The organism is Exiguobacterium artemiae 255-15, from assembly GCF_000019905.1.
Taxonomy (GTDB): Bacteria; Bacillota; Bacilli; order Exiguobacteriales; family Exiguobacteriaceae; genus Exiguobacterium_A; species Exiguobacterium_A artemiae.
This window is the reverse complement of the sequence record NC_010556.1, coordinates 1,757,460-1,783,565: the sequence shown is the minus strand read 5'-3', so window position 1 is coordinate 1,783,565 and position 26,106 is coordinate 1,757,460. Positions and strand designations below refer to the sequence as shown.

The window sequence follows — 26,106 nt, the reverse complement described above, 5'->3', positions numbered from 1 at the left end:
GCAGGATTGAGTCCGGCATCATATACTTATCTTGGCTGGAGTTCTCATACGTCAGAAGTCTGAGCACTGGTTACAACTAGATAGAGGATGGAGATGCGTCATGTCGATTAAATTAGATCATCGTTTGCTTTATTTACGTGTGATTGAAAAAATCAAGTCTGACATCGATGACGGCGTTTACAAGGAAGGCGAAAAGCTACCTTCAGAGTTTGAACTTTCAAAGCAACTTGGCGTTAGTCGAGCGACTCTTCGAGAGGCTTTACGAATTCTTGAAGATGAGAACATCGTCATCCGTAAACACGGTGTCGGTACGTTTATCAATGCAAGACCACCGTTTACTTCAGGGATTGAGGAGCTTTACAGTGTTACAGAGATGATTGCACGTGCAGGTATGATTCCGACCTCAGAAGTATTGTCATCAGAAATGGTGCAACCAACTGAACGTGACCGAGAACGTTTTCAGTTAGGACCGGATGAACTGGTTTATCGAATCGAACGAATCCGACTTGCGGGAGATGTTCCTGTCGTTTATTGTGTCGATAAGATTCCGAGCCATTATATTAAAAACGAAGAACAGTTTACGTCTTCGACATCACTGTTTGACGCACTAGAAAAAGAATTAGGACGCCGTGTCACTCATGCGGTTACGCATATCGAGCCGCGGATTGATCCAAAGATCGCTGAACAATTACATACGGACCAACCGTTACTCGTACTGCGCCAGACGCATTATGATGAGCTTGACCGATCCGTTCTTTATTCAGCGAACTATTTCCGTGCGGACAAGTTTGATTTCCATGTCATCCGTAAGCGTGTTTAACCACTCGTTTTAGGGGTTTTACTGAAAGCGCTTTCCGCCTACCTACGTAACGCTCCTCATCACCAGCCTCAGGTGCTTGACGTAGTCAGGAACTTTGTATGACCATATTCGAAAGGGGATTATTTCAGATGAAAAAGAAGTCACTTCTCGCATTAGCAGCAACAGGTTTAGCAATGAGTTCGGTACTCGCAGCATGTGGTGGTAACGATGATTCGAAAGATTCAAGCGGCGGAGACAAAAAAGAAGGCTTCAAAGTAGGTATGGTTACAGATACGGGCGGTGTTGACGATAAATCGTTCAACCAATCAGCGTGGGAAGGGATTCAAAAATTCGGTAAAGACAACGACTTAAAAGAAGGTACGGGCTACAAGTATCTTCAGTCGGCAAAACAATCGGATTACCAACCGAACCTTCAGCAATTGGCGCGTGCGAAATATGATCTGATTCTCGGAATCGGATTCTTGATGGCAGAAGATATCGGTAAAGTTGCGGATCAATTCAAAGACAACAACTTTGCACTTGTTGATATGGTCGTTGATAAACCAAACGTTGCGTCAATCGTCTTCAAAGAAAACGAAGGATCATTCCTCGTTGGTGTTGTTGCCGGTTTGACTACGAAATCGGACAAAGTCGGTTTCGTCGGTGGTGTTAACTCAGACTTGATCAAAAAGTTCGAAAGTGGATTTAAAGCCGGCGTTAAAGCCGTCAATCCAAAAGCGGATATCCAAGTTCAATACGCAGAAGATTTCAACGCTGCTGAAAAAGGACAAGCAATTGCTTCAGGTATGTACGGTAAAAAAGTTGACGTCATCTATCACGCTGCCGGTGGAACAGGACAAGGTGTCTTCACGGAAGCGAAAAACCGTAAGAAAAACGGCGAAGATGTTTGGGTAATCGGTGTTGACCGTGACCAAGTAGAAGAAGGTATGCCGGAAAACGTTACATTGACTTCGATGGTCAAACGTGTTGATACAGCAGTTGAACAAGTAGCTAAAGATACAAAAGACGGTAACTTCCCGGCTGGTAAAGTTGTTGAGTTCGGTCTTAAAGACGGCGGAGTTGATATCGCGCCATCACAAGACAATATTGCGAAAGACGTCTTGACGAAAGTGGAAGACTACAAAAAACAAATCATCGCTGGTGACATCAAAGTTCCGTCTACTGACGACGAGTACAAAGAATACGAAGCGTCACTGAAATAAAATGGAAGCGGGGGTCGCTAGTACTGCGGCCTCCCCTTTTAAACTAAACATGGGAGTGGATTTTCTTGGAATACGTCATTGAGATGCTAAACATACGAAAAGAGTTTGGCAGTTTCGTCGCAAATGATAACATCACGCTCCAGCTTCGGAAAGGTGAGATTCACGCTTTACTTGGTGAAAACGGTGCCGGAAAATCGACGCTGATGAACGTCTTATTTGGTTTGTATCAGCCTGAGGCTGGAGAGATTCGTGTACGTGGTGAAAAAGTGAATATTACGAGTCCGAACGTTGCGAATGATCTGGGAATCGGAATGGTACACCAACATTTCATGCTCGTTCAAAATTTCACGGTAACAGAAAACATCATCTTAGGTGCTGAGCCGAAAGCCGGTTTGAAAATCGACCGAGCAGCAGCGCGGGAAAAAGTCCGTCAAATTTCGGAACAGTATGGTCTTGCCGTTGATCCAGATGCAAAAATCGAAGATATTTCGGTCGGGATGCAACAGCGTGTTGAAATTTTAAAAACACTATACCGCGGTGCTGATATTCTAATCTTCGATGAACCATCTGCTGTTTTAACCCCACAAGAAATCAAAGAATTGATTCAGATCATGAATCGCTTGATTGCTGAAGGGAAATCGATTATCTTGATTACCCACAAATTGAAGGAAATCATGGAAGTCGCCGATCGTTGTACAACGATTCGTCGTGGTAAATACATCGGAACAGTTGATATCGATGAAACAATGACCCAATCAAGATTAGCCGAGATGATGGTAGGGCGGGAAGTAAACTTTAATGCGGAGTATTCCAAGGCAACTCCACAAGAACTGGTGCTCGACATCAAAGACTTGGTTGTCAAAGACAGTCGCGGCATCAAGGCAGTAGACGGATTAAACCTCGATATCCGAGCCGGTGAAATTGTCGGGATCGCTGGAATCGACGGAAACGGACAAACGGAATTGATCGAAGCCATTACCGGTTTGCGTAAAGCGGACAGCGGAGAGATTTTCCTCAATAACAAATCCATTAAAAACTTAAAACCACGAAAAGTGACGGAAGCCGGAGTCGGACACATCCCGCAAGACCGTCATAAGCATGGACTGGTCCTCGATTACTCAATCGGTCACAATATGGTATTGCAAACGTATTATCAAAAACCGTATTCAAAAGCAGGCATCATGAACTACGGTCAGGTCATGGATAAAGCAAAAACCTTAATCGAGAAGTTCGACGTCCGAACTCCAAGTCCGGAAACATTTGCCCGCGCTCTGTCAGGCGGAAACCAGCAAAAGGCGATCATCGCCCGGGAAGTGGACCGTTCACCTGACTTATTGATTGCAGCACAGCCGACCCGTGGATTGGACGTCGGTGCCATTGAATTCATTCACGAACAATTGGTACTCGAACGTGAAAAAGGCCGCGCCGTTCTTCTGATTTCATTTGAACTAGAAGAAATCCTGCAAGTATCGGACCGGATTGCGGTTCTTTACGAAGGACGGACAGTCGCCTTCCTTGATCCAAAAGAAACAAACGAAATCGAACTTGGCTTCTTGATGGCCGGCGGTAAGAAAGAGGAGGTCGGTCGTTCATGAAACTAGAACGTTTTTACGGAATATTGATTCCGATTCTTTCCATCATCTTGGGAATGGTCGTCGGTGCGATTGTTATGCTCGCCGGCGGTTACAATCCGGTTGACGGATTTGATCAATTGTTTTACGGCATATTCGGGGAACCGTACAGCATCGGTGAAACATTACGAGCTGCTGCCCCGTTGATTTTTGCAGGTCTTGCTGTTGCCTTCGCTTTCCGGACTGGATTGTTTAACATCGGAGTCGAGGGACAAGTATTGGTCGGCTGGATGGTTGCAGTCTGGATCGGGATTGAGTTTGATCTTCCGACAGCGATTCACCTGCCGCTTGCTTTAATCGGAGCAGGACTCGCAGGAGCACTGTGGGCATCGATTCCGGGTATCCTAAAAGCGAAATTCCATGTCCACGAAGTTATCACATCCATCATGATGAACTATATCGCACTGTACGTGACAAACGATATTCTTCGGAATGTCATCGGGATTGAAAACGAACGGACGGAATCAGTAAAAGAATCCGCTTCGCTTGCGTCACCTTTCCTGCAAGAGTTGACAGATTTCTCACGTCTGCATAATGGGATTTTCATTGCCGTGATCGCAGCACTCGTCTTCTGGTTCATCCTTTGGAAAACGACGCTTGGTTACGAATTACGGGCCGTTGGATTCAACAAGAGTGCCGCAGAATATGCCGGTATGGGCGTCAATAAGAACATTGTTCTTTCGTTCGTCATCTCAGGTGTATTTGCCGGACTCGCAGGAGCAATGGAAGGTTTGGGGACATTCCAGAATATGACGTTAAACGCTTCATTCACGGGTGTCGGATTTGACGGGATTGCCGTTGCCTTACTTGGTGCCAACAATCCGATTGGTGTCGTACTCGCCGCCTTGCTGTTTGCCGGTCTGAATATCGGTGGTCTTTCGATGCAACAAATCGGAATCCCGCCGGAGTTAATTAAAATCATCATCGCGTTTATCATTATCTTCGTCGCTTCTGGATATGCGATCCGTCTCTTGATCGAGAAATTCACGGTCAAGAAATCCGAAGATAAAAAAGTGAAAGGAGCCGATAAATAATGGGCTTTTTAGAAGTACTGTATATTATCGTACCGATCGCACTTGCCTATTCGGCTCCGTTGATCATTGCGGCACTCGGCGGAATTTTCAGTGAGCGCTCCGGTGTCGTCAATATCGCACTTGAAGGACTAATGGTCATGGGGGCGTTCTCGGGTATCGTCTCAGCCTTGACGTTATCGAAAATGGGCTTAGGTGCTGCCAGTCCTTGGATTGCCATGCTGATTGCAATCATCGTTGGAGCAGTGTTCTCCTTGTTCCTCGCGATTCCCGCCATTTTGTTCCGGGCCGATCAAACGGTTCTTGGAGTAGCGATTAATATGTTAGCAGTCGGTCTCGCGATTTTCCTTGTCCGGGCATTCTACGGAAAAGGGCAGACCGATTCGATTCCGAACCGGATTTCGAAAGAAAACGTTCCATTTTTATCGGATATTCCGGTACTGAAGATGTTTTTTGCCAACGTCTATTACACATCGTACATTGCGATTGCTTTAGCATTCGTTGCATGGTACGTCATCTTTAAAACACCGTTTGGTCTTCGTCTTCGTTCAGTCGGGGAACACCCGATGGCAGCGGACACGATGGGAATCAACGTTACAAAAATGCGTTTCATCGGTGTCATGATTTCAGGTGGTTTCGGTGGTCTTGCCGGCGCTGTTTACGCGACGTCGATTTCACTGAACTTCAGCGTGACGACGATTCTTGGACAAGGTTTCCTCGCTATTGCAGCGATGATTTTTGGGAAATGGAATCCACTCGGAGCGATGGGAGCGGCCCTGTTCTTCGGATTCGCTCAAGCGATTTCGATCATCGGGCAACAGTTACCGCTTCTTGATCAAATTCCACAAGTTTACTTGTTGATTGCACCATATTTGTTGACGATTCTTGCCCTTGCCGGTGTCGTTGGACGGGCGGATGCACCGAAAGCTGTTGGTGTACCGTATATTAAAGGAAAACGCTGACGTTTTCTGAGAATCACTTTTCTGCGCTTGTCGCGGGAAAGTGATTTTTTTACGACAAAAAAAGATCTGCTCGTGTAAGAGCAGACCGGTGAAGCGAATATTATTCGTATTTAAGTGCGTCGCCTTCGAATGATTCATCTGCGACTTTGATTGAATCCGTCGGGCATCCTTCGAATGCATCGATCATATCATCGAATAATGCTTCTGGAATTTCAGCTGTTCCCTTGTTATCATCTAAAATGACGTAAGCCAAGCCCTCATCATCGTAATCATAAATATCTGGGGCAGCTGCGCCACAAGCACCACATGCGATACATGTGTCTTTGTCAACAATTGTAAATTTAGCCATCGGTCATTCTCCTCTCGATTCGAAAACATTGGAAACTAAGTACTGTTCTCATCTATAAGTCATTGTATCGGACTCATGCGCGCATTTCAATGAGGAAGAGGCAGAAGTATGTGAATAAACCGATTGTCGGAGCGAAATCACCTTTTCTGTTTCTTTAATCGATTCAACATGGCATAAATCTGATTGGAAATGTAAAATAAGAACAAGTGTACGAAACAGGAGCCAGATGTATCCTGATGATAAACTAAAGTTAAAACGGGTGATGTAACGGAGGGGAGGGCTGACATGGAAAAAACGATTGTGAGACAGGTAGTACTGGAAGCCATTAGTCGATTACAAAATGAACGGACGGATCGAAGCTTGTTCCATCTGCTGCAAGGAAAGCGGTCCGCTACTTCCTTACAAGATGCACACTTTTATGGACTGGAAGCAGTTTTTGGAATGCTTCCATTAAAAAAAGACCGGTTTGAGCAAGTCTTACACGAACTGGAGCATGCCGGATGGATTAAGCGGGAACAGAATCTGCTGATGACAGATGCCGGAAAAGCACAACTTGGTTCTCCTTTTCTACTGGATGACTTAGGTGGAGAACTGCGCGGCTATCCGATGCAGTTGTGGAAACGGGTCAGTCTGATGATCCAATCAATCGTTTGTCTGGATGAAAAAACCTTTTTTATTCCGGTGCAACAAGACAGCGGCGTAAAGGAATGGGTCAAACAACAAATCCGTCAGGTAGCTGAACGGTCCGTCTGGAAAGCGGCCGTCTATCAGGAACTGAATCAGGCGTTACATCAATTGACAGAACGAGAAGCGATTCTGATCACTTACCGGTTGTCGGGATTAAAGACAGGATTATCGTTTCCTCAATTGAGTGAACGGCTGGGAACGGATTTACTTTCACTCCAGTTGGAATTCGTGATTGCATGGCGAAGATGTTTACGTGTCTTGCCTGAAGACAGTCTGATTTTATCTTTAGGAAACGACATCAATCATTTCAAAATGACACAGTCTGCGCAAAAAACCTGGGATCTGCTGAAACAGGGCTACACGGTTCCGCAAATTGCTGAACGACGGCGTTTGAAAAAAAGTACAATGGAGGATCATCTGGTGGAAATTGCGATGTATGCTCCCGTTTTCCCGATCGAGCAGTTTGTTGCTGCTGCACAGTATGAAGAGGTCATTCAAATCACCGACCGGCTCCAAACGTTTTCGCTGAAACGGATCAAGCAAGAGTTGACACAGGAAATGGACTATTTTCAAATTCGTATCGTTTTAGCAAGAAAGGTGGTGCATTCATGATGGAGGAAGTATTAAAACGAGTCTTTCGGTATGGTGCGTTTCGAGACGGACAGCGGCAAATCGTCGAGTCGGTCCTCGCCGGTCACGATACAGTCGCCATTCTGCCGACAGGAGGCGGGAAATCAATTTGTTACCAACTGCCGTCTTATCTGCAACCGGCCGGATTGACGGTGATTGTATCCCCGTTATTATCGCTGATCGAAGACCAAATCATGCAGATTAAACGCCGCGGGGAACGAGCCGTCGCTAAGTTGACGTCTCTTGAATCCCGCGATCAAAAGGAAGAAATTTTACGTCATCTGAATCAATTGCGTTATTTGTATCTGTCACCCGAACAATTGGCCGCCCCGCAAATTCAACAGCGATTAGCGGAAATTAAAATTAATCTGTTTGTCGTTGATGAAGCTCATTGTATCTCGCAGTGGGGACATGAGTTCCGGACGGACTACGCTAAACTGGGTGAGATTCGCCAACGACTCAGCAATCCAACTTGCTTAGCCTTGACGGCAACGGCAACGGCACAAGTCGAACAAGACATCATTCGGGGACTGGCGCTGACGCAAGCGAAGCGGATTCGCCATTCCGTCAACCGGCCGGAAATTCAACTCATCGTCGAGCAAACCGAGCCGAGTAAAAAAGATGAGGTCTTGAGCCGACGATTGGAAACCGTCAATCGTCCATGTGTCATTTATACGACGACACGCAAAGAAGCAGAACGGATTGCATCGATTGTTCCTCAGGCCGCTTATTATCATGCCGGTCTTGAACCGGAAGATCGCCAACTGATCCAACAACAGTTTCTGCACGACGAAATCGACTGTCTCGTCTGTACCAGTGCTTTTGGTATGGGGGTCGACAAAGGGAACGTCCGGACGGTTATTCATTACACGATGCCGGCGACGATTGAAGCCTATATGCAGGAAATCGGTCGAGCGGGACGGGACGGGCAACCGTCGACCGCAGTATTGCTTTATGCACCGGGAGATCAGCAACTTCAACAATTTTTAGTGGATAAACAATATGCGTCTCTGCTTTGGATTGATCAAGTGACGCAATACCGCGGACGAGGGGAGTCGTTTGAGGCGATTGAGCAACGCCTGCATCTCGATCCGGACGATCCGGCTTATCGTCTGCTAAAAGGTCAGCTTACGGAAGGGAAAACAAAATCCCAAATCATCGAGTGGCAGGAGGAACGGAAAAAAATACGTTTACGTGAACTCATGCAAATGATAAATTATATTCAAAATATGTTTTGCCGCCGAGCATTCATATTGGAACATTTTGACGAACGTCCCGTTGTACAAGACCGGTGTTGTGACAATTGCGGCACGATTACGATGGATGAACCTGTCGTCCGGACCGGTTTTGCCCAACTGGACTGGAAGAACCGGCTAGAAGAAGTCTTTTTTTCATCCCGTCCTTCAGTGTAAACTAATAGTAGTCCTTATTTTTTAGAAAAGGTGATGAAATTGAGTAAACAGGATCAACGAAAAAATCGGCAAGATGAACAACAACGCACGTCATTACCTCCTCGATCCTCAAGAATCGAACACGTTCGCAATGAACGATTAAAACAACCATTTGCTAAAAATCCACTCGCGATTACACTCACAGTTTTGATGATTACAATTATCATTGCCTTTGTCTCCATCGGTTTCATGATGTAAGCGCACATTATGAACGGAGATTTTTTTCCTTTACGGGTATACTAAAGGGAAGAAGAAAGGAGGCACGGTGCATGGATCGTGGGAAATATAATATCAAAGCAGTTGCTGCATTGGTGGGACTCAATCCGACGACCATTCGTGCTTGGGAACGGCGGTATCAAGTATTGGATCCGGATCGGAGCGAATCAGGCCATCGTATTTACAGTGATAACGATGTTGCCAAGCTGCGTTGGATCGTTGATAAACAAAAAGAAGGGCTGTCGGTTTCAAAAGCCATTCAATTATATGAAATGCCCGTGAATCGAACGGAGGTTCCGATTGATTATGGAATCGAGCTGCGGGATCAATTGTTCGAAGCACTGACGAATTTCGAAGAACGACATGCCCATGACATTATGAACAAAGCATTTTCGATGTTCAGCTTTGATAAGGTCATCCAAGACATCGTCGGTCCGTTGTTACATGAAATCGGGATGCGATGGGAAAAGGGAACGATTACGATTGCCCATGAACATTTCGCGACCGCTTTTTTACGGGCACGTCTCTCGACATTGTCTCTTCAAATGCCGATCAATCCATTTTTACCACGCATCTTGTGTGTCTGCGCGCCGGAAGAAGAACATGAACTCGGATTGCTGTTTTTTACGCTGTACCTCCGTCAGAGCGGATTCGATGTCATCTTCCTTGGAGCGGGTATTCCTGTACCGGATCTTGTAACAGTGACGAAACAGCTGACGCCTCGAGCAGTCGTGCTATCATGTACAATCTCGGATCATTTGAAGGACTTAGATGAAGCAATTGACCAGATTCAAAAGCAGGCACCACAAACGGAAATTGGTTTAGGCGGCTATGCCGTTGAGCAACATCCGGAAAAGTACGGAGATATGTTACTTGGATCCGATGACAACGCTTGGAAAAGTTGGTTAAGTCGACTCACTCCGACAACTGGTGTATAGTGTGAGTCATATCGAACGGAGAGCATTTGTACTCTGCCGAGTAACTGGAGGAGTCTAACATGAGGTTTGAGCAATTTAAGCAAGGTCATTTACGGGTCTTCGTATCAAAACAAGAACTGTCGGTCCATGACGTTCGACCGGAGACATTGGCTGTCGGCAAAGGCCAGGCTTTATTACGTAATTTACTGGAAGAAGCTGAATCGAATTATGGATTTCATGCAGTCGGGACACTCGACTTTTTTGTAACATTTTTCCCGAACGACGGTATGTTGGTCGACGTTCGGCGTGAAGGTGCCCTGCCGGAAGAAACGTTTGAGGAATTTGATCAAGTTGAGATTCGGATGACGGTCGATATCGTCCATCATGTCCTCTATCAACTCGACCAATTGGAAGATGTCATTCAGGCGAGTCATGGTTTGGCACGTCACATCGATCAAACGGAAACGGGTGGCACACTGTATTTCTTCGAAGACCGCTATTATTTATACTTCCAAGAACAAATGAAGCAACATGTCGAGCAGACTGTAACGACGATTTTGTCGGAATACGGTGTACCCAGTCCGAAAAGTCCGCTCGTGATGTCCGAATACGGAAAAACCATCCTGTTGGAACAAGCCGTTCCAACAATGATCGCAAGCTTTACACCTTGATTCCGATGACTGTCGTTAACGGGAATTTTCAAGATGTAACTAAAAAGTCACTTCACCGAACGCAATCGGGAAGTGACTTTTTATATGTCCGGACGGTGGTTGCGACCAATTTGTGTTTTTTCATACAAAAAGTGATGGTATGATAAGCATTGAACGTAAGATGAAGGAGTGAACAAGATGAAAGTGGCAGTATTGTTTGGCGGAATTTCCGGTGAACGGGAAGTTTCATTAAATAGTGGGAAATCGGTAATTAATGCGCTGGAAAGTAAAGGGCATGAAGTCGTTGCCGTCGACTTTCATCCAGAGCGTGCAGAAGAAATTTTAAATCTACAAGTAGAGGCCGCTGTCATTGCCCTTCACGGCAAATATGGTGAGGATGGCCGTGTCCAGGCGCTGCTCGAGATGGCGGGTATTCCATATACCGGTTCAGGAGTGTTGGCATCCGCGTTAGCGATGGATAAAGCGCGCTCTAAGGTACATTTTGAAAAGGCGGGAATCCGGATTGCACGTGATGTCTTGGTCGAGCGTGGAGATGACATCGAACAAAAAATTAAACAGTGGGACGCCCAGTTTCCTTGTGTCGTCAAACCGGCCCAAGAAGGTTCTTCGAATGGGTTGACGATTGCGATGGATGAGCAGATGTTACGTCAAGGTATTGAACTGGCTTTCCAGGCGGATGATGCCGTCTTGATTGAACAATTCATCAAAGGACGTGAAGTGACGGTACCGGTTCTCGGGGCAAAAGGACAAGAAAAAGCATTGCCGGTCATCGAGATTATCCCGAAAAATGAATTCTATGACTATGAGTCGAAATATGCCATCGGCGGATCGGAGCACATCTGTCCGGCACAGTTCGATGAGAAGACGACGCAAACATTACAGGAATGGGCTGTTTTGGCCCATCAAGTATTAGGATGCGCCGGCTATTCCCGGACCGATTTCCTCGTTCCCGATGAAGGGGCACCGGTTATTTTAGAAACGAATACGTTGCCGGGAATGACATCTACGAGTCTGTTCCCGGATGGTGCTCGGGCCGTCGGAATCGACTATCCGGAACTTGTGGAAACGTTTATTGAACTGGCAATCACACGTCATGAAAGCGAATCGGCCAGTAGAAAAAACTGAAAATGAAGTAGATGGTAGAAAGCGCTTACAAATATGATGGGAACCCCTTTCATTACGGCTCGGAAAAAGGTATACTTTATCCGAACAAGGAAACGGCATAGGGGATGCCACTTATGGGGAGGAACGTTGGAATGATCACTGACCAACAACACGCAAATCATCGCAAGAATGTACTCGAAGCAACACAAGAAATCGTCAAGGAAGCTCTTGAGAAGCTGGGTTATCCAGACGAAATGTATGAATTGTTGAAAGAACCACTTCGGATGCTGACGGTCCGGATTCCGGTTCGGATGGATGACGGATCGACAAAAATCTTTACCGGATACCGTGCCCAGCACAATGATGCGGTCGGTCCGACAAAAGGCGGAATTCGTTTCCACCCGAATGTCACGGAAGTCGAAGTCAAGGCCTTGTCCGTCTGGATGAGTCTAAAAGCGGGAATCGTCGATCTGCCTTATGGTGGTGGTAAAGGCGGAATCATTTGTGATCCGCGTGAGATGAGTTTCCGTGAGATTGAACGATTAAGCCGCGGTTATGTCCGTGCCATCAGTCAAATCGTTGGTCCGACGAAAGACATTCCAGCACCGGACGTCTTTACGAATTCACAAATCATGGCTTGGATGATGGATGAGTACAGTCGAATCGATGAATTCAACTCACCAGGCTTCATTACAGGGAAACCATTAGTCCTTGGTGGTTCGCATGGTCGTGAGACGGCGACGGCAAAAGGTGTCGCCATCATGATTCGTGAAGCGGCTGCTAAAAAAGGAATTACACTTGAAGGAGCACGTGTTGTCGTTCAGGGATTCGGTAATGCCGGAAGCTTCTTGTCGAAGTTCATGCATGATCTTGGTGCAAAAGTCATCGCCATTAGTGATGCGTACGGTGCGTTACATGATCCGAACGGTCTTGATATTCCGTATCTGCTCGATCGCCGGGACTCATTTGGTACCGTCACGACACTTTTCAAAAATACCATTTCGAATAAAGAGTTGCTTGAACTGGAATGTGACATTTTAGTACCGGCAGCCATCGAAAATCAAATTACAGAAGATAACGCCCATGACATTAAAGCAAGTATCGTCGTCGAAGCAGCGAACGGTCCAACGACTAACGAAGCGACGAAAATTTTAGCGGAACGTGATATCTTGATTGTTCCGGATGTCCTTGCTTCGAGTGGTGGCGTTACCGTCTCTTACTTTGAATGGGTGCAGAATAACCAAGGATATTACTGGACGGAAGAAGAAGTTCATGAAAAACTTGAAAAAGTGCTTGTCAATTCCTTTAACCAGGTGTATCAGACGGCACAGACAAGAAATGTCGACATGCGACTTGCGGCATACATGGTCGGTGTCCGGAAAATGGCGGAAGCATCACGATTCCGCGGTTGGGTTTAATCTCAGTCAGCTCACTTCGTCTAGAAGTGGGCTTTTTTGTATGGTTATTTCTTTCTTCGACGGGAAAGATTTGCTAAGATGAAAAAAAAGCAAGTGGAAGAGGCGAAAGAGATATGTTGGATTGTATCGTCATCGGCGCAGGACCTTGCGGATTATCCGCGGCAATTGAAATGCAGGACCTTGGACTGACTGTCGAAGTCATTGAAAAAGGAAACATCGTGGAAGCGATTTATCAGTATCCGACACACCAGACATTTTTTTCAAGCAGTGAAAAATTAGAAATCGGCGGTGTGCCTTTCATCAATAAAGAATTAAAACCGAAACGGCAAGATGCCCTTGTCTATTACCGGGAAGTCGTGCGGCGAAAAGAGGTCACTGTGCGACCGTTTGAGACGGTTCAAGACGTCGCACGTATTGAAGGTGGGTTTAACGTGACATCGCTCCGGAACGGGCAAGTTGTGACGCGGACGGCCAAATCAGTGGTGCTGGCGACCGGTTACTACGGATTGCCGAACCTGATGAACATTCCGGGCGAAGACTTACCGCATGTTTTCCATTACTTTAAAGAAGGCCATCCGTTTTACGGTCAGGATGTCGTCGTCATCGGCGGAAAAAATTCGAGTGTCGATGCGGCCATCGAGCTCGAAAAGGCAGGCGCCCGTGTGACGATGCTGTATCGCGGGGAATCCTATAGTCCGTCCATCAAACCGTGGGTCCTGCCGAATTTCGAATCGTTGGTACGGGCAGAAAAAGTAACGATGGTGTTTGACGCGACGATTGATGAAATTACAAATACGGAAGTGCGATATTCCGTTCATAGTGAACAATCTGCTGTCAAAGCAGATTTTATATTTGCGATGACAGGATATACACCGGACATCGGTCTTTTCGCCGATGCGGGCATCGAAATCGATCCGGAAACAGGGATTCCCGCATTTGACGAAACGACAATGGAGTCGAACGTTCCGGGAATCTACATTGCCGGTGTCGTGGCCGCTGGTTATGATGCCAATAAAATCTTTATTGAAAACGGACGATTCCACGGCGGGTTGATTGCAGACAGTCTCAAACACCGCCTGAAACCGGAAACAGCTCGACCGTGATTCATAAGCAATAAAAGGGAGAGGCCTCTACGGAAGCCTCTCCCTTTTGCCTGCATAATTTTATTCGACGCGGAAAGATTCTTCCAAAGCATGATGATTGGCACCGATTTCAAGTTCAATCATTAACTTCAACCGTGCTTTTTGAGAATTCAATCCATTCGAGAAGATCACGCCCAGTTCTTTTAACTGTTGACCGCCTCCCGTATAGCCGTATACGTCCTGGACAATCCCGTTAAAACAACGGCTGACGATGACGACAGGCATCTGTTCGGTTAACGACTGGATCGCATCGACCAGGCTAGGCGGCACGTTTCCTTGACCGAGAACTTCGAGCACTAGACCGTCGTATCCGAGTTCGCTGATCGCAAGCAGTAAGTCCGGTTCCATCCCGGCATAGACTTTCAAGACAGCGACACGTTTACTCAATTGTGTCACCATATGAGTCGGTTTAAGAAGCGGAGTATTAAATAAGTACACGTGATCTTTTGTGACCATCCCTAAATTTCCAAAATGGACGGATTTGAACGTATCGACTGAAGAAGTATGGGTTTTCGTGACATTAAACGCCGAGTGGATTTCTCCGTTAAAGACGACGAGGACGCCTTTGTCTTGAGCAGCCGCACTGACGGCAACCCGTAAGGCGGTAATCAAATTAAATTCACCGTCTGATCCGACTTCGTTAGACGAACGCATGGCACCGGTCAAGACGATTGGGATAGGAGCTCCGATTGTGAGCTGAAGAAAATAAGCGGTTTCTTCCAATGTATCTGTGCCGTGCGTGATGACGACTCCGTCATATCCACCGGTCTGTAACTCCTCTTTAATGAAATGAGCCAGCCGCAACATGATTTCCGGTGTGATGTGTGGAGACGGCAGGTTCGAGAAGTGACGCGTCGTAATGTCGGCGATATCGGTCGCACGTGGCAACGAGGCGTCCAGAGGATTGATCTCATTCGGTAAAACGTGACCGGAATGATTTTGCGCCATCGCGATGGTGCCTCCGGTATGAATCAAAAGTAATTTTTTCATTAAACAGTTGTCGTCGGATAACGAACAACCTTCACCTTCTTTCCGGTCATTTTCATTAACATTGTACCCTTTTTTTCAAGAGAAACAATGGGTGCGGTTTTCTTTTCCGTGAGAAACCTTTATTCTAAGAGAATAGGAAGGGGGAGGAGACGTGTTACCAATCGTTTTCTCAGGAATTGCCCCAGGAATTGCATTGCTGACATATTTTTATTTACGCCACGAACACGAGTCAGAACCCGTAGGCTATATCCTACGTAGTTTTATTTTCGGGATACTTCTTGTTTTTCCTTTAATGTTCGTTGAATACATCATCCAAAGTGAATTTGGTGGACTCGAATCGATTCAATTGGTTCGTTCGGCCGTGACGGAAGAGTTTGCAAAATGGTTTGTTGTCTTTTATACCGTGTATATTCACCAACGGTTTAATGATTATTATGACGGAATCATTTATGCCGTCGCTTGTTCCTTAGGATTTGCGACACTGGAAAATATTTTATATTTAATGGTCAACGGGACGGTTGAACATATGGTTTTCCGTGCCTTGTTACCGGTCTCAGGGCATGCTTTATTTGCAGTCATCATGGGATTTTTTATGGGAAAAGCCAAGTTCTCGACGCATCCGTATCGTTGGCTCGCCTTATCAATTTTCGTTCCGATGATTGTACACACCATCTTTAATTTGTTAATATTGGAAAATGGTGGTATATCGGTTGTGCCGATTTTATTTATGATCGGATTATGGATTGTCGGCCTGTATCAAATTCGAAGCGCCAATCGCTTGAACCAACGACACAACAGAAAAAGTAACTGAATAGAATGGGCTGGGAGAGAGTAAGATGATAGAAACTGGAGATTTAGTCATGTTGGCTAACCAAGAGGACCGTCAAGGACGGACGAAAGTGACGGCCGTGACCAACCGGTTAATCTGGATCGAAGCACCGAGTGAAGTTTCGACGTTAAAAACCTTTATTTTATCGGATCAGGAACAAGTTGGATTTTATTTTTTTAAGGAAAAAGGAAAGCTGTATGGATTTGAGACCGAAGTCGTCGAACGTCAAAATGATCCGTTAAGAGGTCAGCGGTATGCGTTACGCCGGCCGAAGGAAGAAATGATCCAGCGTGTTCAGCGCCGGCAGTTCGTCCGGGTGCCTCAATTGTTGGATGTAGCAGTTCACCCGCACAAAACAGCGTTTGAACCGTTCACTTCCGTCACGCTCGATTTATCGGCAGGCGGTATTTTAGTATTGGCAAATCAAATTCCGATCGAAGTAAAGGATGAGCTCGAATTAACCTTCATACTGCCGACGGGAGACGGTGTGACACATACGGTTGATGTATTGGCAGAACTTGTTCGTGTTGACCCGCGAGAGACGCGGTATGAACTGGCCTTTCAATTTACCCGGATCAATGACCGGAGTCGGGAACTAGTCTTACGGCACTGTTACCAAGCGCAAATGAAAAACTCACGGCGTGGAACGAACCCATTCACGTAAGCGTATTTTTTTGCTATGATAACGGTCGATACTATACACCACTTAAGTTGGTGAAGATGGAAGGAACGAAGTCACTCATGAAGAAGATTCAAATTGCCTTAGACGGACCTGCAGGTGCCGGGAAAAGTACGATTGCCAAACAGTTAGCATCACATCTTGATTATGTTTATATCGATACGGGAGCCATGTATCGTGCGGTCACACTGGCTGCATTGGAACAAGGACTTGATTTAGAGAACGGACCGGTTCTTGGAGAATTGATGAAATCACTTGATATCCGACTGACGCCGGGCGAACAGGGACAACGTGTGTTCATCGGAGAACGGGAAGTGACGGATGCGATTCGGACAAATGAAGTCACGAACAATGTTTCATTTGTCGCCCGCCAAGCAGAAGTCCGGTCAGCACTGGTCATCGCACAACGTAAACTGGCGGAACGGGGAGGCATCGTCATGGATGGACGTGACATTGGGACGGTCGTCTTGCCGGAAGCCGAGCTGAAGGTCTTTTTGACGGCATCGGTCGAAGAACGGGCCAGCCGCCGTCACCGGGAGAACATTGCCCGTGGAATGGACAGCGATTTAAAGGGATTACAGGATGAAATCGCGTTGCGCGACAAGCGGGACAGTGAACGAACGGTCTCACCGCTCAAACAGGCAGATGATGCGATTTATCTCGATACGACAGAACTGAACATTGATCAAGTCGTTGCGCGACTGACTGAACTGGCAGAGGGTGCCTTAAAATGAAACGAAACGAATTTGTCTATCGGCTTGCACGATTCATCGTTCTGATCATTGCCAAAACGGTGTTTCGTTTAAAGGTGACAGGTAAGGAAAATATTCCGTCGGACGGATCGCTTTTAGTCTGTGCCAATCACAGTTCCAACTGGGATCCGGTGTTCTTGGTCAGTGCCATTCCGACAAGTCGCTCTGTCCGCTACATGGCGAAAGAGGAATTGTTCAACATTCCGGTTCTCAAACAAATCATGATTTCAGCCGGAACGTATCCGGTCGGTCGCGGACAAGGCGATCGCCAAGCGTTGAAGCGGACGATTGAATTGCTGAATTCGGATGAAACGGTCGGAATTTTCCCGGAAGGAACGCGGTCGGCTCCCGGCGAGTTTACATCTGCTCAACCCGGCGTCGGATTCTTTGCTTTACGTTCGCCGGCCCAAATCTTACCGATCGCCATCATCGGCGATTACCGTCCGTTCCGCCGGATGCGTGTTGCCATTGGAAAACCGGTTGATATTTCGGATTTAAGAGATCAACGGGGAGCGGCAAAGGCAATTTCCGAACGGATTTTGGAAGAAGTTAAAACCGTCTACTTCAATCACGCGTAATGCCTTGACAAATAGTCAGAATTGTAAGAAGTTAGAAGAAGGTTAAACGTATTCATACGTTTCTTGTACTCATCGTGAGGAGGTTGTGTTGGAATGGTCGAAGAAATGAAAGATATGCCTGATTTTGAAATTCATCGGGACCAGGTAGTAACCGGAACGGTCGTGAAGATTGAAGACAAGCAAGCACTCATTGATATCGGATATAAGACAGAAGCAATCCTGCCGATTAGCGAAGTATCGAGTCTCCATCTGGATGACATTCAAGGTGCACTCAAAGTCGGTGATGAACTACAAGTAAAGGTCAAGAAAATTACAGATGAAGAAGTAGTCGTTTCCAAACGTGAAGTCGATGCCTTACAGGCATGGGAAAAAGTTGAGGCGAAATACGCATCGGGTGAAATTTTTGAAGTCGTTGTGAAAGATATTGTCAAAGGCGGACTGGTCGTCGATATTGGTGTCCGCGGATTCATTCCTGCTTCGCTTGTCGAACGCCACTACGTGGAAGACTTTTCGGATTATATCGGTCGGACGATTGCCGTTAAAGTCGTCGAACTGGATCAAGAAAAAAATCGTGTCATTCTTTCGCATAAAGCCGTTGTCGAAGGCGAACTGAATGCAAAGAAAAAAGAGACACTGGAACATCTTGAAGTCGGACAGGTTCTAGAAGGAACCGTCCAACGTCTGACGGACTTCGGAGCATTCGTTGACATCGGCGGTGTTGACGGGTTGGTTCACATTTCAGAAATGGCACATCACCGCGTGGAACGTCCGTCGGATATCGTGACGGAAGGACAAAAAGTTGAAGTGAAGGTCCTAGGTGTTGATCGGGACACGGAAAAAGTCAAACTCTCGATCAAAGAAACGCAACCGGGTCCATGGCAACAGATGGAAGGCAAAATTGAAGCGGGAGACATCGTCAAAGGACGTGTCCGCCGGATCGTTCAATTTGGTGCTTTCGTTGAGTTGGCACCTCAGGTCGAAGGATTACTTCATATTTCGCAAATTGCCAACCGCCATATCGGCTCGCCGTCCGAAGTGCTTGAAGAAGGTCAGGAAATTGAAGCAAAAGTTCTCGAGGTTCATCTCGCGGAACATAAGATTTCCTTATCGACACGTGTGCTTGAACAGGAAGATTCGTCGAATGATGACTACTCTCAGTACACGGATCAAAACGAAGGATTTTCGGTAGCCGATCTTTCTGAGAAGGAATCGGATACAAAAGAATAAGGCAGTAAAAGTGAACACGAAACGTGTTCACTTTTTTTATGTTCCGATAGATATGGTATAAAACCGCTTCATTTGGTACAATAGAACGGCTATGAAGCGAGAGAAGAGAAAGAAGGTGTTGGGATGGCAATTCCAGTAGTGGCGATCGTAGGTCGCCCAAATATCGGAAAGTCGACGATTTTTAACCGGGTGATTGGAGATCGGGTTTCGATCGTAGAAGACAAGCCAGGTGTTACCCGCGACCGTATATACGGAACTGGAGAATGGCTGAATCGTCATTTTCATTTGATTGATACAGGTGGAATCGAAGTCGGGGATGAGCCCTTACTTCAAATGATGCGTCATCAGGCGGAGCTCGCCATTGATGAAGCGGACGTCATTATCTTTATGGTCAACGGCCGTGAAGGGATTACGGCAGCGGATGAAGAAGTGGCGAACATGTTATTCCGTTCAAATAAACCGGTTGTCGTCGCTGTTAACAAAGTGGACAATTTTGAAATGCGCGATTTAATGTATGAATTTTATTCGCTCGGATTCGGTGATTTATATCCGATTTCCGGTACACACGGTTTAGGACTCGGAGATATGCTCGACCGCGTGCTTGAACTGGCACCGGATAAAGAAGATATCGAGTACGATGAGGATACGATTAAATTTGCTTTAGTCGGACGTCCGAACGTCGGAAAATCAAGCATGACGAATTCGATTCTCGGTGAAGAACGTGTCATCGTTTCGAGTATCGCTGGTACGACACGCGATGCGATTGATACACCGTTCTCACGGGATGAGCAGGAATATGTCATCATCGATACAGCCGGTATGCGTAAACGCGGAAAAGTCTATGAATCAACAGAACGATTCAGTGTTATGCGTGCACAAAAAGCCATCGAACGGGCAGATGTCGTCTGTGTCGTATTAGATGGTGAAGAAGGAATCATCGAACAAGATAAGAAAGTCGCCGGTTATGCCCATGAAGCAGGCCGTGCCATCGTCATCGTCGTCAACAAATGGGATGCCGTTGAAAAAGACGATAAAACAATGAAAAAAATGGAAGAGGAAATTCGCGAAGAATTCCGGTTCCTTGATTATGCCCCAATCGTTTTCGTCTCTGCGAAAACAAAACGTCGTTTACAAACGTTACTTCCTGTCATCAAACAAGCAGCGAAGAGCCATGCCCAACGTATTCAGACAAGTGTCTTGAATGATGTCATCGTAGACGCTGTAGCGATGAATCCTGCACCAACGGATAAAGGGGTTCGTCTGCGGATCAACTATGCAACACAGGTCGCTTCCCGTCCGCCGACATTCGTTTTATTCGTCAATGATCCGGAATTGTTACACTTCTCATACAAACGTTATCTGGATAACCGGATTCGTGAAGCCTTTGATTTTACAGGAACACCGATTCGGATTCTGGCACGTCAAAAACAATAAGGACAAGGTGAATCATGATGAAAAAAATTGCAGTCATTGGAGCCGGGAGTTGGGGAACCGCACTCTCGCTCGTTTTAGCCGATAACGGTCATGAGGTCATTCTTTATGGTCGGGATCAAAAAAATGTTGATGCCATTAATCAAAATCATGAAAATACGCAGTTCTTACCAGGTGTGACGTTGCCGGAATCACTTCGGGCAACTACTGTTTTAAGCGAAGCTGTCGAAGGGGTATCCCATATCTTGATTGTGACGCCTTCTTCTGCGATTCGTTCTGTATCGCGTCAATTAAACGAATTGTTGACGGAACCGGTCGTGCTGATTCATGCCTCAAAAGGGATTGAACCGAAAACACACTTACGGTTGTCAGAATTGATGGAGCAGGAAATCGATGCCTCCAAACGTTCGGCGATTTGTGTGTTGACCGGTCCATCCCATGCGGAAGAAGTCGCATTACGTAAGCCGACGACCGTAACGGTTGCTTCCACTGACATGGAAGAGGCAGGACGAGTACAGGAATTGTTTACGAATGATAACTTCCGTGTCTATTTAAACGCCGATATTATCGGAGCAGAACTGGGCGGAGCGTTCAAAAACATCATTGCCTTAGCAGCCGGAATGGCTGATGGATTAGGGTACGGTGATAATGCCAAAGCAGCCTTGATCACCCGCGGGATGGTCGAAATTGCCCGACTAGGCACATTGTTCGGTGCAAATCCGATGACGTTCACCGGTTTAACGGGAATGGGCGACTTAATCGTGACCTGTACATCGGTCCACAGTCGGAACTGGCGCGCCGGAAATGCGATCGGCCGGGGCGAAAAACTTGAAACCGTTCTTGAGAACATGGGAATGGTCGTCGAGGGCGTCCGGGCGACACAAGCCGCTTACGATTTAGCAGAAACGAAACAATGTGAGTTACCCATCACGACAGCGCTCTATCATGTCTTATTCGACGGACATACTCCGGCAGAAGAAGTACAGAAATTGATGCGCCGTCCGCAGAAAAATGAGATTGAACATCTGTTTACGATGAAAGATTAACGGAGTGGGGTGGAAACCTTGAGTCCTGGATTACTAAAAATGTGGATTTCGTTTGCCGGGATCGGTTTGTTTGCGATCAGTGTCTTATTGGTCACAATCAGTCGGACGAAATTATCCGGTGCTTGGCAATTCTTGATGTCGACCATTGCTTTTCTTTGTTTTATCGTGGCATCGATCATCATGGTCTTTATCGTCATGGCAGGTCCGAGTGCATGAAAAAACTTTTAATAGTCTTTATGCTGATTCCGGTCATGTTGTTGTCGGGCTGTTTATTTCCGGACAGTCAAAAACCGTCGAATCGGGTTCCGTATCCGGAACAAATTCGAACGGTTCAAAATGCAGTAGACGCCTATCAAAAAGATACCGGCGTTTTGCCGATTAAAACAAGAGAAGCGGATACACCATTAATGGAACGGTATCAAATCGAACTCGGACGTCTGATTCCACGCTATATGAGCGACCCTCCTCCCAACAGTTTTGAAGGGGGCGGGACCTTCATTTATTTACTCGTGGATGTCGAGAAAAAGCCGACGGTTAAATTGATGGACTTGCTTGTAGCAGAAGAACTTCAAAAGCTTCAAGTCCGCATTGATACGTACCGTAAGAAAAATGACAAATATCCTTTCAAAGGTTCGATCGGGAAAAATCAGTTTACGCTTGATTATAAGAAGCTGTTTATCAAAGAGGAACCGAAAGTACCGAGTCCGTATTCCGATGAAAAACTGTCGATCTATGTAGACGGTCAGGGGCAGTTGTTTATCAACTATTTGCCTGAACTTAAAAAAGCGGTCGAAACAGCGAAGAAAAAGCCGAAAGTCGGCCAAGATATTCGGCATTTGCTCTACGATGAGCAACCATTTGTTCCTGCATACTCCCAAAGTTACACAATCAACAAAAAAGGCGAACCTGTGTTTTCTGAGAAATCGATCGAAGAATCAGAAAATTAATGGGGATTCTAACGAAAATGTTGTAATATCAACGTTTATAAGGTATGATTAGCCTCGAAGAAGTGATTGGGAGGGGGTGAACGTAATGAACAAAACTGAACTCATTCAAGCAGTTGTCGAAAAATCAGGTCTGACTAAAAAAGACGTGACGAAAGTTGTCGAATCAACATTCGAATCGATCACTGAGACACTTCAGTCTGGAGAGAAAGTCCAATTGATTGGCTTTGGTAACTTCGAAGTCCGTGAACGCGCAGCTCGTAAAGGTCGCAACCCACGTACAAAAGAAGATATCGAAATCCCAGCAAGCAAAGTACCGGCTTTCAAACCAGGTAAAGCATTGAAAGATGCTGTTAAGTAATTCGGCTACATAGTCGTTCGAGGAATTCCTCGGACGGCTTTTTTTGTGGACATTGAGAGACGAGAAAACGAACTGATTATGGTATATTAAAAAAGAAGAAAATCCATCAACGAGATGGCACTGGAGATCGGGGGGTAAAAGCATGAATCATCAAGAGCTGCTCGTGGAAGAAATGATCACCGCACTCACTACAAAACAAACGACACAATTGGCTCGGCATGTGGATTTCCCTTCCATCAATCGTGAACAAATCAGTTGGTTGATCGATGTCGCCCAAAATGAAACGTTGGCTTGGCAATCACTTGTCAAAGGTGTGCATTATGCACAGGTGGCCTTACTGTTACATGAACGTGTCGGAGAGACCAAAAGAGGTTCGAAAGAACGACAACTGCTGGTTCTGGCGGGAGATTTATTTTCGAGCTACTTCTTTGAAGAATTGGCGTCGCTTCCCCAAACGGCACTCGTAACACTCGGGCGGACCGTTCAGCATGTGAACGAAGCGAAATGTGCCCTTCATGAGGAAAACTACGATTCAACTGAAGAGTATGTCTTATTATGGTTAAAGGCAGAATTCGGATTGGTTCAAGGACTAGCAGCGATTAGCGGAAGAGACTGGTTGACGGAGGACGGACAACGTTTGATTCGTCAACGGGCACAAAGCTTACAATCAAGTGCTCAACAACTGTTATTATCTCATCTGGAACAGATGGCAGTAGCGTAATATCTTCGAAAGGGTGAACTGCGTGCAGACACAAGAAAAAGAGAAAAAAGTATATGAAGTGTTTCAATCGATTTCAAGCAATTATGATCAAATGAACTCCATCATCAGCTTCCGCCTTCATAAATTGTGGAGAAAAGAAACGATGCGCCGGATGAACGTATTTCCAGGTGCAAAGTGTCTCGACTTATGTTGTGGAACCGCTGATTGGACGATTCAGCTTGCGAAAGCAGCCGGTCCGACCGGTGTCATCAAAGGACTTGATTTTTCCGAGAACATGCTGAAAGTTGGTGTCGAAAAAGTTGAAGCGCTTGAGATGAAAAATGTCGAGTTGATTCACGGGAACGCGATGGAGCTTCCGTTTGGCGATCATTCGTTTGATTTCGTGACAATCGGATTTGGACTGCGGAATGTACCGGATTATTTGCAGGTCATCAAAGAAATGCACCGTGTCCTAAAACCGGGCGGGACGGTCGTCTGCCTTGAGACAAGTCAACCGACAGCACCGCTGTTTAAGGAAGCTTACTCCCTGTATTTCGGAAAAATCATGCCGCAGGTTGGTCGTTTGTTTGCCAAATCCTACGATCAATACAACTGGTTGCAAGAGTCAACTGAAGTTTTCCTTGATCGTGTCGAACTGAAACAACTGTTTGAACAAGCCGGATTCATGCAAGTGGAAGTCAAAGCATTTGCAGGTGGGGCAGCTGCAATGCACCTCGGAAAGAAGTGGTGAGATGTCACTGCATTCTATTTATCGAGACGTAACCAAAGAAGTAAGTTTAGTGGATCAATTTTTGATCCGTCATATCGCATCGAGCGATCCGACCATCGATGCTGCCGGACAACAATTGCTTCAAGCAGGCGGTAAACGCATTCGGCCGGCCTTTGTGTTGCTCGCATCAAAGTTCGGTCAGGCCGATCGTGATGAGCTTGTGCGTGTTGCAGCCAGTCTTGAACTGGTCCATATGGCTTCACTTGTCCATGATGATGTGATTGATGACGCTGAACTGCGGCGCGGCAAACCAACCGTCATGCAACACTTTGATGAAGAAGTTGCACTCTATTCCGGTAACTTTTTATTTGGTGAGGCAGTTAAACTGATTGGGGAAGTTGGCAAACCGGAACTGGTTCAGGTGATGGTCCATGCGATGCGTGAAATCTGTGAAGGCGAAATCGAGCAGATTTACGATCAGTATGACTGGGAACAATCGATCAAACGGTATATTAAACGGATCGAGCGGAAAACGGCCATCCTGATTGAAGCCAGCTGTCATCTCGGGGCGATTGTCGCGAACTGTTCACCGGAAGATACGAAGGCGTTACGACAATTTGGGCGTGACATTGGTCTAGCTTTCCAAATTGCAGATGATTTGCTTGATTTTACAGCGAAACGGACTGAACTTGGAAAACCTGTCGCAGAAGATTTGCGTCATGGTCATAAAACATTGCCTGTATTTTATGCGTCGGAAGATCGAGAATTTTTCCGGGAATTACAAAAGATCCGTTCAATGCCGAGTCATGAAGAGGTGGCTCCTTTACTGGACCGGTTGCAACGATCAGATGCGTTGGAACGAACGCAACAAACCGTTGATTTATACATTCGGCGGGCGATTCTCCGCTTGAATCATCTCCCGAAATCATCAGCGAAACGGTCCTTGGAAGAAGTCGCCCGGTATGTCGGGAAACGTAAAGGTTGAAAAAATGTAAAAATTTCTTGCCGCTTGTCCATTTACGCAGTAAACTTACTATGTAAGCGCTTTTTTTATCTGTATTTCATAGGGGGAACTAGTAATGGAGCAAACGTTTTTAATGGTAAAACCGGATGGCGTTGAACGAGGTTTGATTGGGGAAATTATCGCTCGTATCGAACGTAAGGGATTCGTAATTCGTGAAATGAAAATGATGCAGGTGACTGAAGAATTAGCACAGGCTCATTACGCGGAACACGCAGAAAAACCATTTTTCGGAGAGTTGGTCACTTTCTTGACATCTGGTCCTGTCGTCGCACTTCGTGTTGAAGGCGAAGATGTAGTCACGGTTTCGCGGATGATGATTGGTAAAACGAAACCGACGGAAGCACTACCGGGAACGATTCGGGGCGATTTTGCAAACACGATGAGCGAGAATGTCATTCACGGTTCAGACAGTGTTGAAAGTGCCGAGCGTGAACTCGGTCTTTGGTTTCAAGGACAACCGTTAAACGTTTGAGGTCAGCAAGACGATTGAGCAACTGCTCAATCGTCTTTTTTGTTTTTTGGAAAGGAAATGGCTTTATGCTAAGATAGAAAATAAGACAGGGAGTGCCTGAAAAGCAATCCCA

Annotated in this window: 29 protein-coding genes; 27 read left to right on the top strand and 2 right to left on the bottom strand. The window is 46.1% G+C overall.

Translation table 11 applies throughout. From position 1 onward, the window contains the following. The first annotated feature begins 100 nt into the window (after positions 1-100). The 5 genes from EXIG_RS09370 to EXIG_RS09350 all read left to right on the top strand — a co-directional run bounded on the left by EXIG_RS09370 (position 101) and on the right by EXIG_RS09350 (position 5,646). The gene (locus EXIG_RS09370) at positions 101-820 is read left to right on the top strand and encodes a GntR family transcriptional regulator (RefSeq protein WP_012370694.1); all 720 of its coding nucleotides are present in this window, start codon (positions 101-103) and stop codon (positions 818-820) included. 128 nt (positions 821-948) lie between these two features. Then, the gene (locus tag EXIG_RS09365) at positions 949-2,022 is read left to right on the top strand and encodes a BMP family lipoprotein (protein ID WP_012370693.1); all 1,074 of its coding nucleotides are present in this window, start codon (positions 949-951) and stop codon (positions 2,020-2,022) included. 65 nt (positions 2,023-2,087) lie between these two features. Continuing rightward, a complete protein-coding gene (locus tag EXIG_RS09360; protein ID WP_012370692.1) occupies positions 2,088-3,617 on the top strand; it encodes an ABC transporter ATP-binding protein in 1,530 nt (509 codons plus the stop codon). After that, positions 3,614-4,687, top strand: coding sequence for an ABC transporter permease (locus EXIG_RS09355; RefSeq protein WP_012370691.1), 1,074 nt, complete (start codon positions 3,614-3,616; stop codon positions 4,685-4,687). The genes EXIG_RS09360 and EXIG_RS09355 overlap by 4 nt, the downstream gene beginning before the upstream one ends. Further along, positions 4,687-5,646, top strand: a complete 960-nt coding sequence (locus EXIG_RS09350) for an ABC transporter permease (protein WP_012370690.1) — start codon at positions 4,687-4,689, stop codon at positions 5,644-5,646. The genes EXIG_RS09355 and EXIG_RS09350 overlap by 1 nt, the downstream gene beginning before the upstream one ends. A 100-nt stretch (positions 5,647-5,746) precedes the next feature. On the opposite strand, the gene EXIG_RS09345 is transcribed toward EXIG_RS09350, so the two are convergent. After that, the gene (locus tag EXIG_RS09345; protein ID WP_012370689.1) at positions 5,747-5,995 is read right to left on the bottom strand and encodes a ferredoxin; all 249 of its coding nucleotides are present in this window, start codon (positions 5,993-5,995) and stop codon (positions 5,747-5,749) included. A 285-nt stretch (positions 5,996-6,280) separates the two neighbouring features. Here EXIG_RS09345 and EXIG_RS09340 point away from each other — a divergent pair, with 285 nt between their 5' ends. The 8 genes from EXIG_RS09340 (at position 6,281) to EXIG_RS09305 (ending at position 14,192) form a co-directional block, all read left to right on the top strand. Further along, on the top strand, positions 6,281-7,294 hold the full coding sequence (locus EXIG_RS09340) for a YpbB family protein (RefSeq protein ID WP_012370688.1): 1,014 nt from the start codon (positions 6,281-6,283) through the stop codon (positions 7,292-7,294). Then, positions 7,291-8,724: a RecQ family ATP-dependent DNA helicase gene (locus tag EXIG_RS09335; RefSeq protein WP_012370687.1), complete on the top strand. Its 1,434-nt coding sequence runs from the start codon at positions 7,291-7,293 to the stop codon at positions 8,722-8,724. The genes EXIG_RS09340 and EXIG_RS09335 overlap by 4 nt, the downstream gene beginning before the upstream one ends. Positions 8,725-8,757: 33 nt before the next feature. Next, complete coding sequence (locus EXIG_RS09330; protein WP_148206623.1) at positions 8,758-8,961, top strand: hypothetical protein; 204 nt, start codon at positions 8,758-8,760, stop codon at positions 8,959-8,961. 71 nt (positions 8,962-9,032) lie between these two features. Next, complete coding sequence (locus tag EXIG_RS09325) at positions 9,033-9,917, top strand: MerR family transcriptional regulator (RefSeq protein ID WP_012370686.1); 885 nt, start codon at positions 9,033-9,035, stop codon at positions 9,915-9,917. Between the two features lie 59 nt (positions 9,918-9,976). Beyond that, positions 9,977-10,567 (top strand): adaptor protein MecA, encoded by a 591-nt coding sequence (locus tag EXIG_RS09320; RefSeq protein WP_012370685.1) that lies wholly within the window; start codon positions 9,977-9,979, stop codon positions 10,565-10,567. Positions 10,568-10,744: 177 nt separating this feature from the next. Continuing rightward, a complete protein-coding gene (locus tag EXIG_RS09315; protein WP_012370684.1) occupies positions 10,745-11,692 on the top strand; it encodes a D-alanine--D-alanine ligase in 948 nt (315 codons plus the stop codon). A gap of 131 nt (positions 11,693-11,823) precedes the next feature. After that, a complete protein-coding gene (locus EXIG_RS09310) occupies positions 11,824-13,089 on the top strand; it encodes a Glu/Leu/Phe/Val family dehydrogenase (protein WP_012370683.1) in 1,266 nt (421 codons plus the stop codon). Between the two features lie 113 nt (positions 13,090-13,202). Beyond that, positions 13,203-14,192: a YpdA family putative bacillithiol disulfide reductase gene (locus EXIG_RS09305; RefSeq protein WP_012370682.1), complete on the top strand. Its 990-nt coding sequence runs from the start codon at positions 13,203-13,205 to the stop codon at positions 14,190-14,192. A 60-nt stretch (positions 14,193-14,252) separates the two neighbouring features. On the opposite strand, the gene EXIG_RS09300 is transcribed toward EXIG_RS09305, so the two are convergent. Beyond that, the gene (locus EXIG_RS09300; RefSeq protein WP_041261650.1) at positions 14,253-15,221 is read right to left on the bottom strand and encodes an asparaginase; all 969 of its coding nucleotides are present in this window, start codon (positions 15,219-15,221) and stop codon (positions 14,253-14,255) included. A 151-nt stretch (positions 15,222-15,372) separates the two neighbouring features. Here EXIG_RS09300 and prsW point away from each other — a divergent pair, with 151 nt between their 5' ends. From prsW to ndk, 14 genes are all read left to right on the top strand, one after another. After that, positions 15,373-16,032, top strand: coding sequence for a glutamic-type intramembrane protease PrsW (gene prsW / locus EXIG_RS09295; protein ID WP_012370680.1), 660 nt, complete (start codon positions 15,373-15,375; stop codon positions 16,030-16,032). Between the two features lie 25 nt (positions 16,033-16,057). Beyond that, complete coding sequence (locus EXIG_RS09290; RefSeq protein ID WP_012370679.1) at positions 16,058-16,714, top strand: flagellar brake protein; 657 nt, start codon at positions 16,058-16,060, stop codon at positions 16,712-16,714. Between the two features lie 77 nt (positions 16,715-16,791). Beyond that, on the top strand, positions 16,792-17,463 hold the full coding sequence (gene cmk / locus EXIG_RS09285) for a (d)CMP kinase (RefSeq protein WP_012370678.1): 672 nt from the start codon (positions 16,792-16,794) through the stop codon (positions 17,461-17,463). After that, positions 17,460-18,059, top strand: coding sequence for a lysophospholipid acyltransferase family protein (locus tag EXIG_RS09280; RefSeq protein ID WP_012370677.1), 600 nt, complete (start codon positions 17,460-17,462; stop codon positions 18,057-18,059). The genes cmk and EXIG_RS09280 overlap by 4 nt, the downstream gene beginning before the upstream one ends. A 93-nt stretch (positions 18,060-18,152) precedes the next feature. Further along, on the top strand, positions 18,153-19,286 hold the full coding sequence (gene rpsA, locus EXIG_RS09275) for a 30S ribosomal protein S1 (RefSeq protein WP_012370676.1): 1,134 nt from the start codon (positions 18,153-18,155) through the stop codon (positions 19,284-19,286). Positions 19,287-19,409: 123 nt separating this feature from the next. Further along, positions 19,410-20,720, top strand: coding sequence for a ribosome biogenesis GTPase Der (gene der / locus EXIG_RS09270; RefSeq protein WP_012370675.1), 1,311 nt, complete (start codon positions 19,410-19,412; stop codon positions 20,718-20,720). Between the two features lie 17 nt (positions 20,721-20,737). Beyond that, positions 20,738-21,763 (top strand): NAD(P)H-dependent glycerol-3-phosphate dehydrogenase, encoded by a 1,026-nt coding sequence (locus EXIG_RS09265; RefSeq protein ID WP_041261645.1) that lies wholly within the window; start codon positions 20,738-20,740, stop codon positions 21,761-21,763. A 39-nt stretch (positions 21,764-21,802) separates the two neighbouring features. Further along, positions 21,803-21,979 carry a DUF2768 domain-containing protein gene (locus EXIG_RS15755; RefSeq protein WP_012370673.1) on the top strand — a complete coding sequence of 59 codons (177 nt, stop codon included), beginning with the start codon at positions 21,803-21,805 and terminating at the stop codon, positions 21,977-21,979. Then, complete coding sequence (locus tag EXIG_RS09255) at positions 21,976-22,710, top strand: YphF family lipoprotein (protein WP_012370672.1); 735 nt, start codon at positions 21,976-21,978, stop codon at positions 22,708-22,710. Before EXIG_RS15755 ends, EXIG_RS09255 begins: the two co-directional genes overlap by 4 nt. An 85-nt stretch (positions 22,711-22,795) precedes the next feature. Continuing rightward, a complete protein-coding gene (gene hbs / locus EXIG_RS09250) occupies positions 22,796-23,068 on the top strand; it encodes a non-specific DNA-binding protein Hbs (RefSeq protein ID WP_012370671.1) in 273 nt (90 codons plus the stop codon). 142 nt (positions 23,069-23,210) lie between these two features. Continuing rightward, positions 23,211-23,789: a heptaprenyl diphosphate synthase component 1 gene (locus tag EXIG_RS09245; RefSeq protein WP_012370670.1), complete on the top strand. Its 579-nt coding sequence runs from the start codon at positions 23,211-23,213 to the stop codon at positions 23,787-23,789. Positions 23,790-23,811: 22 nt separating this feature from the next. Continuing rightward, positions 23,812-24,519 carry a demethylmenaquinone methyltransferase gene (locus EXIG_RS09240; RefSeq protein ID WP_012370669.1) on the top strand — a complete coding sequence of 236 codons (708 nt, stop codon included), beginning with the start codon at positions 23,812-23,814 and terminating at the stop codon, positions 24,517-24,519. Positions 24,520-24,568: 49 nt separating this feature from the next. After that, the gene (locus EXIG_RS09235) at positions 24,569-25,483 is read left to right on the top strand and encodes a polyprenyl synthetase family protein (RefSeq protein ID WP_234944524.1); all 915 of its coding nucleotides are present in this window, start codon (positions 24,569-24,571) and stop codon (positions 25,481-25,483) included. A gap of 94 nt (positions 25,484-25,577) precedes the next feature. After that, positions 25,578-25,994 (top strand): nucleoside-diphosphate kinase, encoded by a 417-nt coding sequence (gene ndk / locus EXIG_RS09230; protein WP_012370667.1) that lies wholly within the window; start codon positions 25,578-25,580, stop codon positions 25,992-25,994. Positions 25,995-26,106: the final 112 nt, after the last annotated feature.

Bases quoted from the DNA above. Each gene is read 5' to 3' on its own strand.
- EXIG_RS09370 (WP_012370694.1), top strand. From the start codon at position 101: ATGTCGATTAAATTAGATCATCGTTTGCTTTATTTACGTGTGATTGAA.
- EXIG_RS09365 (WP_012370693.1), top strand. From the start codon at position 949: ATGAAAAAGAAGTCACTTCTCGCATTAGCAGCAACAGGTTTAGCAATG.
- EXIG_RS09355 (WP_012370691.1), top strand. From the start codon at position 3,614: ATGAAACTAGAACGTTTTTACGGAATATTGATTCCGATTCTTTCCATC.
- EXIG_RS09350 (WP_012370690.1), top strand. From the start codon at position 4,687: ATGGGCTTTTTAGAAGTACTGTATATTATCGTACCGATCGCACTTGCC.
- EXIG_RS09345 (WP_012370689.1), bottom strand. From the start codon at position 5,995: ATGGCTAAATTTACAATTGTTGACAAAGACACATGTATCGCATGTGGT.
- EXIG_RS09340 (WP_012370688.1), top strand. From the start codon at position 6,281: ATGGAAAAAACGATTGTGAGACAGGTAGTACTGGAAGCCATTAGTCGA.
- EXIG_RS09335 (WP_012370687.1), top strand. From the start codon at position 7,291: ATGATGGAGGAAGTATTAAAACGAGTCTTTCGGTATGGTGCGTTTCGA.
- EXIG_RS09330 (WP_148206623.1), top strand. From the start codon at position 8,758: ATGAAATTGAGTAAACAGGATCAACGAAAAAATCGGCAAGATGAACAA.
- EXIG_RS09325 (WP_012370686.1), top strand. From the start codon at position 9,033: ATGGATCGTGGGAAATATAATATCAAAGCAGTTGCTGCATTGGTGGGA.
- EXIG_RS09320 (WP_012370685.1), top strand. From the start codon at position 9,977: ATGAGGTTTGAGCAATTTAAGCAAGGTCATTTACGGGTCTTCGTATCA.
- EXIG_RS09315 (WP_012370684.1), top strand. From the start codon at position 10,745: ATGAAAGTGGCAGTATTGTTTGGCGGAATTTCCGGTGAACGGGAAGTT.
- EXIG_RS09310 (WP_012370683.1), top strand. From the start codon at position 11,824: ATGATCACTGACCAACAACACGCAAATCATCGCAAGAATGTACTCGAA.
- EXIG_RS09305 (WP_012370682.1), top strand. From the start codon at position 13,203: ATGTTGGATTGTATCGTCATCGGCGCAGGACCTTGCGGATTATCCGCG.
- EXIG_RS09300 (WP_041261650.1), bottom strand. From the start codon at position 15,221: ATGAAAAAATTACTTTTGATTCATACCGGAGGCACCATCGCGATGGCG.
- EXIG_RS09290 (WP_012370679.1), top strand. From the start codon at position 16,058: ATGATAGAAACTGGAGATTTAGTCATGTTGGCTAACCAAGAGGACCGT.
- cmk (WP_012370678.1), top strand. From the start codon at position 16,792: ATGAAGAAGATTCAAATTGCCTTAGACGGACCTGCAGGTGCCGGGAAA.
- EXIG_RS09280 (WP_012370677.1), top strand. From the start codon at position 17,460: ATGAAACGAAACGAATTTGTCTATCGGCTTGCACGATTCATCGTTCTG.
- rpsA (WP_012370676.1), top strand. From the start codon at position 18,153: ATGGTCGAAGAAATGAAAGATATGCCTGATTTTGAAATTCATCGGGAC.
- der (WP_012370675.1), top strand. From the start codon at position 19,410: ATGGCAATTCCAGTAGTGGCGATCGTAGGTCGCCCAAATATCGGAAAG.
- EXIG_RS09265 (WP_041261645.1), top strand. From the start codon at position 20,738: ATGAAAAAAATTGCAGTCATTGGAGCCGGGAGTTGGGGAACCGCACTC.
- EXIG_RS15755 (WP_012370673.1), top strand. From the start codon at position 21,803: ATGTGGATTTCGTTTGCCGGGATCGGTTTGTTTGCGATCAGTGTCTTA.
- EXIG_RS09255 (WP_012370672.1), top strand. From the start codon at position 21,976: ATGAAAAAACTTTTAATAGTCTTTATGCTGATTCCGGTCATGTTGTTG.
- hbs (WP_012370671.1), top strand. From the start codon at position 22,796: ATGAACAAAACTGAACTCATTCAAGCAGTTGTCGAAAAATCAGGTCTG.
- EXIG_RS09245 (WP_012370670.1), top strand. From the start codon at position 23,211: ATGAATCATCAAGAGCTGCTCGTGGAAGAAATGATCACCGCACTCACT.
- ndk (WP_012370667.1), top strand. From the start codon at position 25,578: ATGGAGCAAACGTTTTTAATGGTAAAACCGGATGGCGTTGAACGAGGT.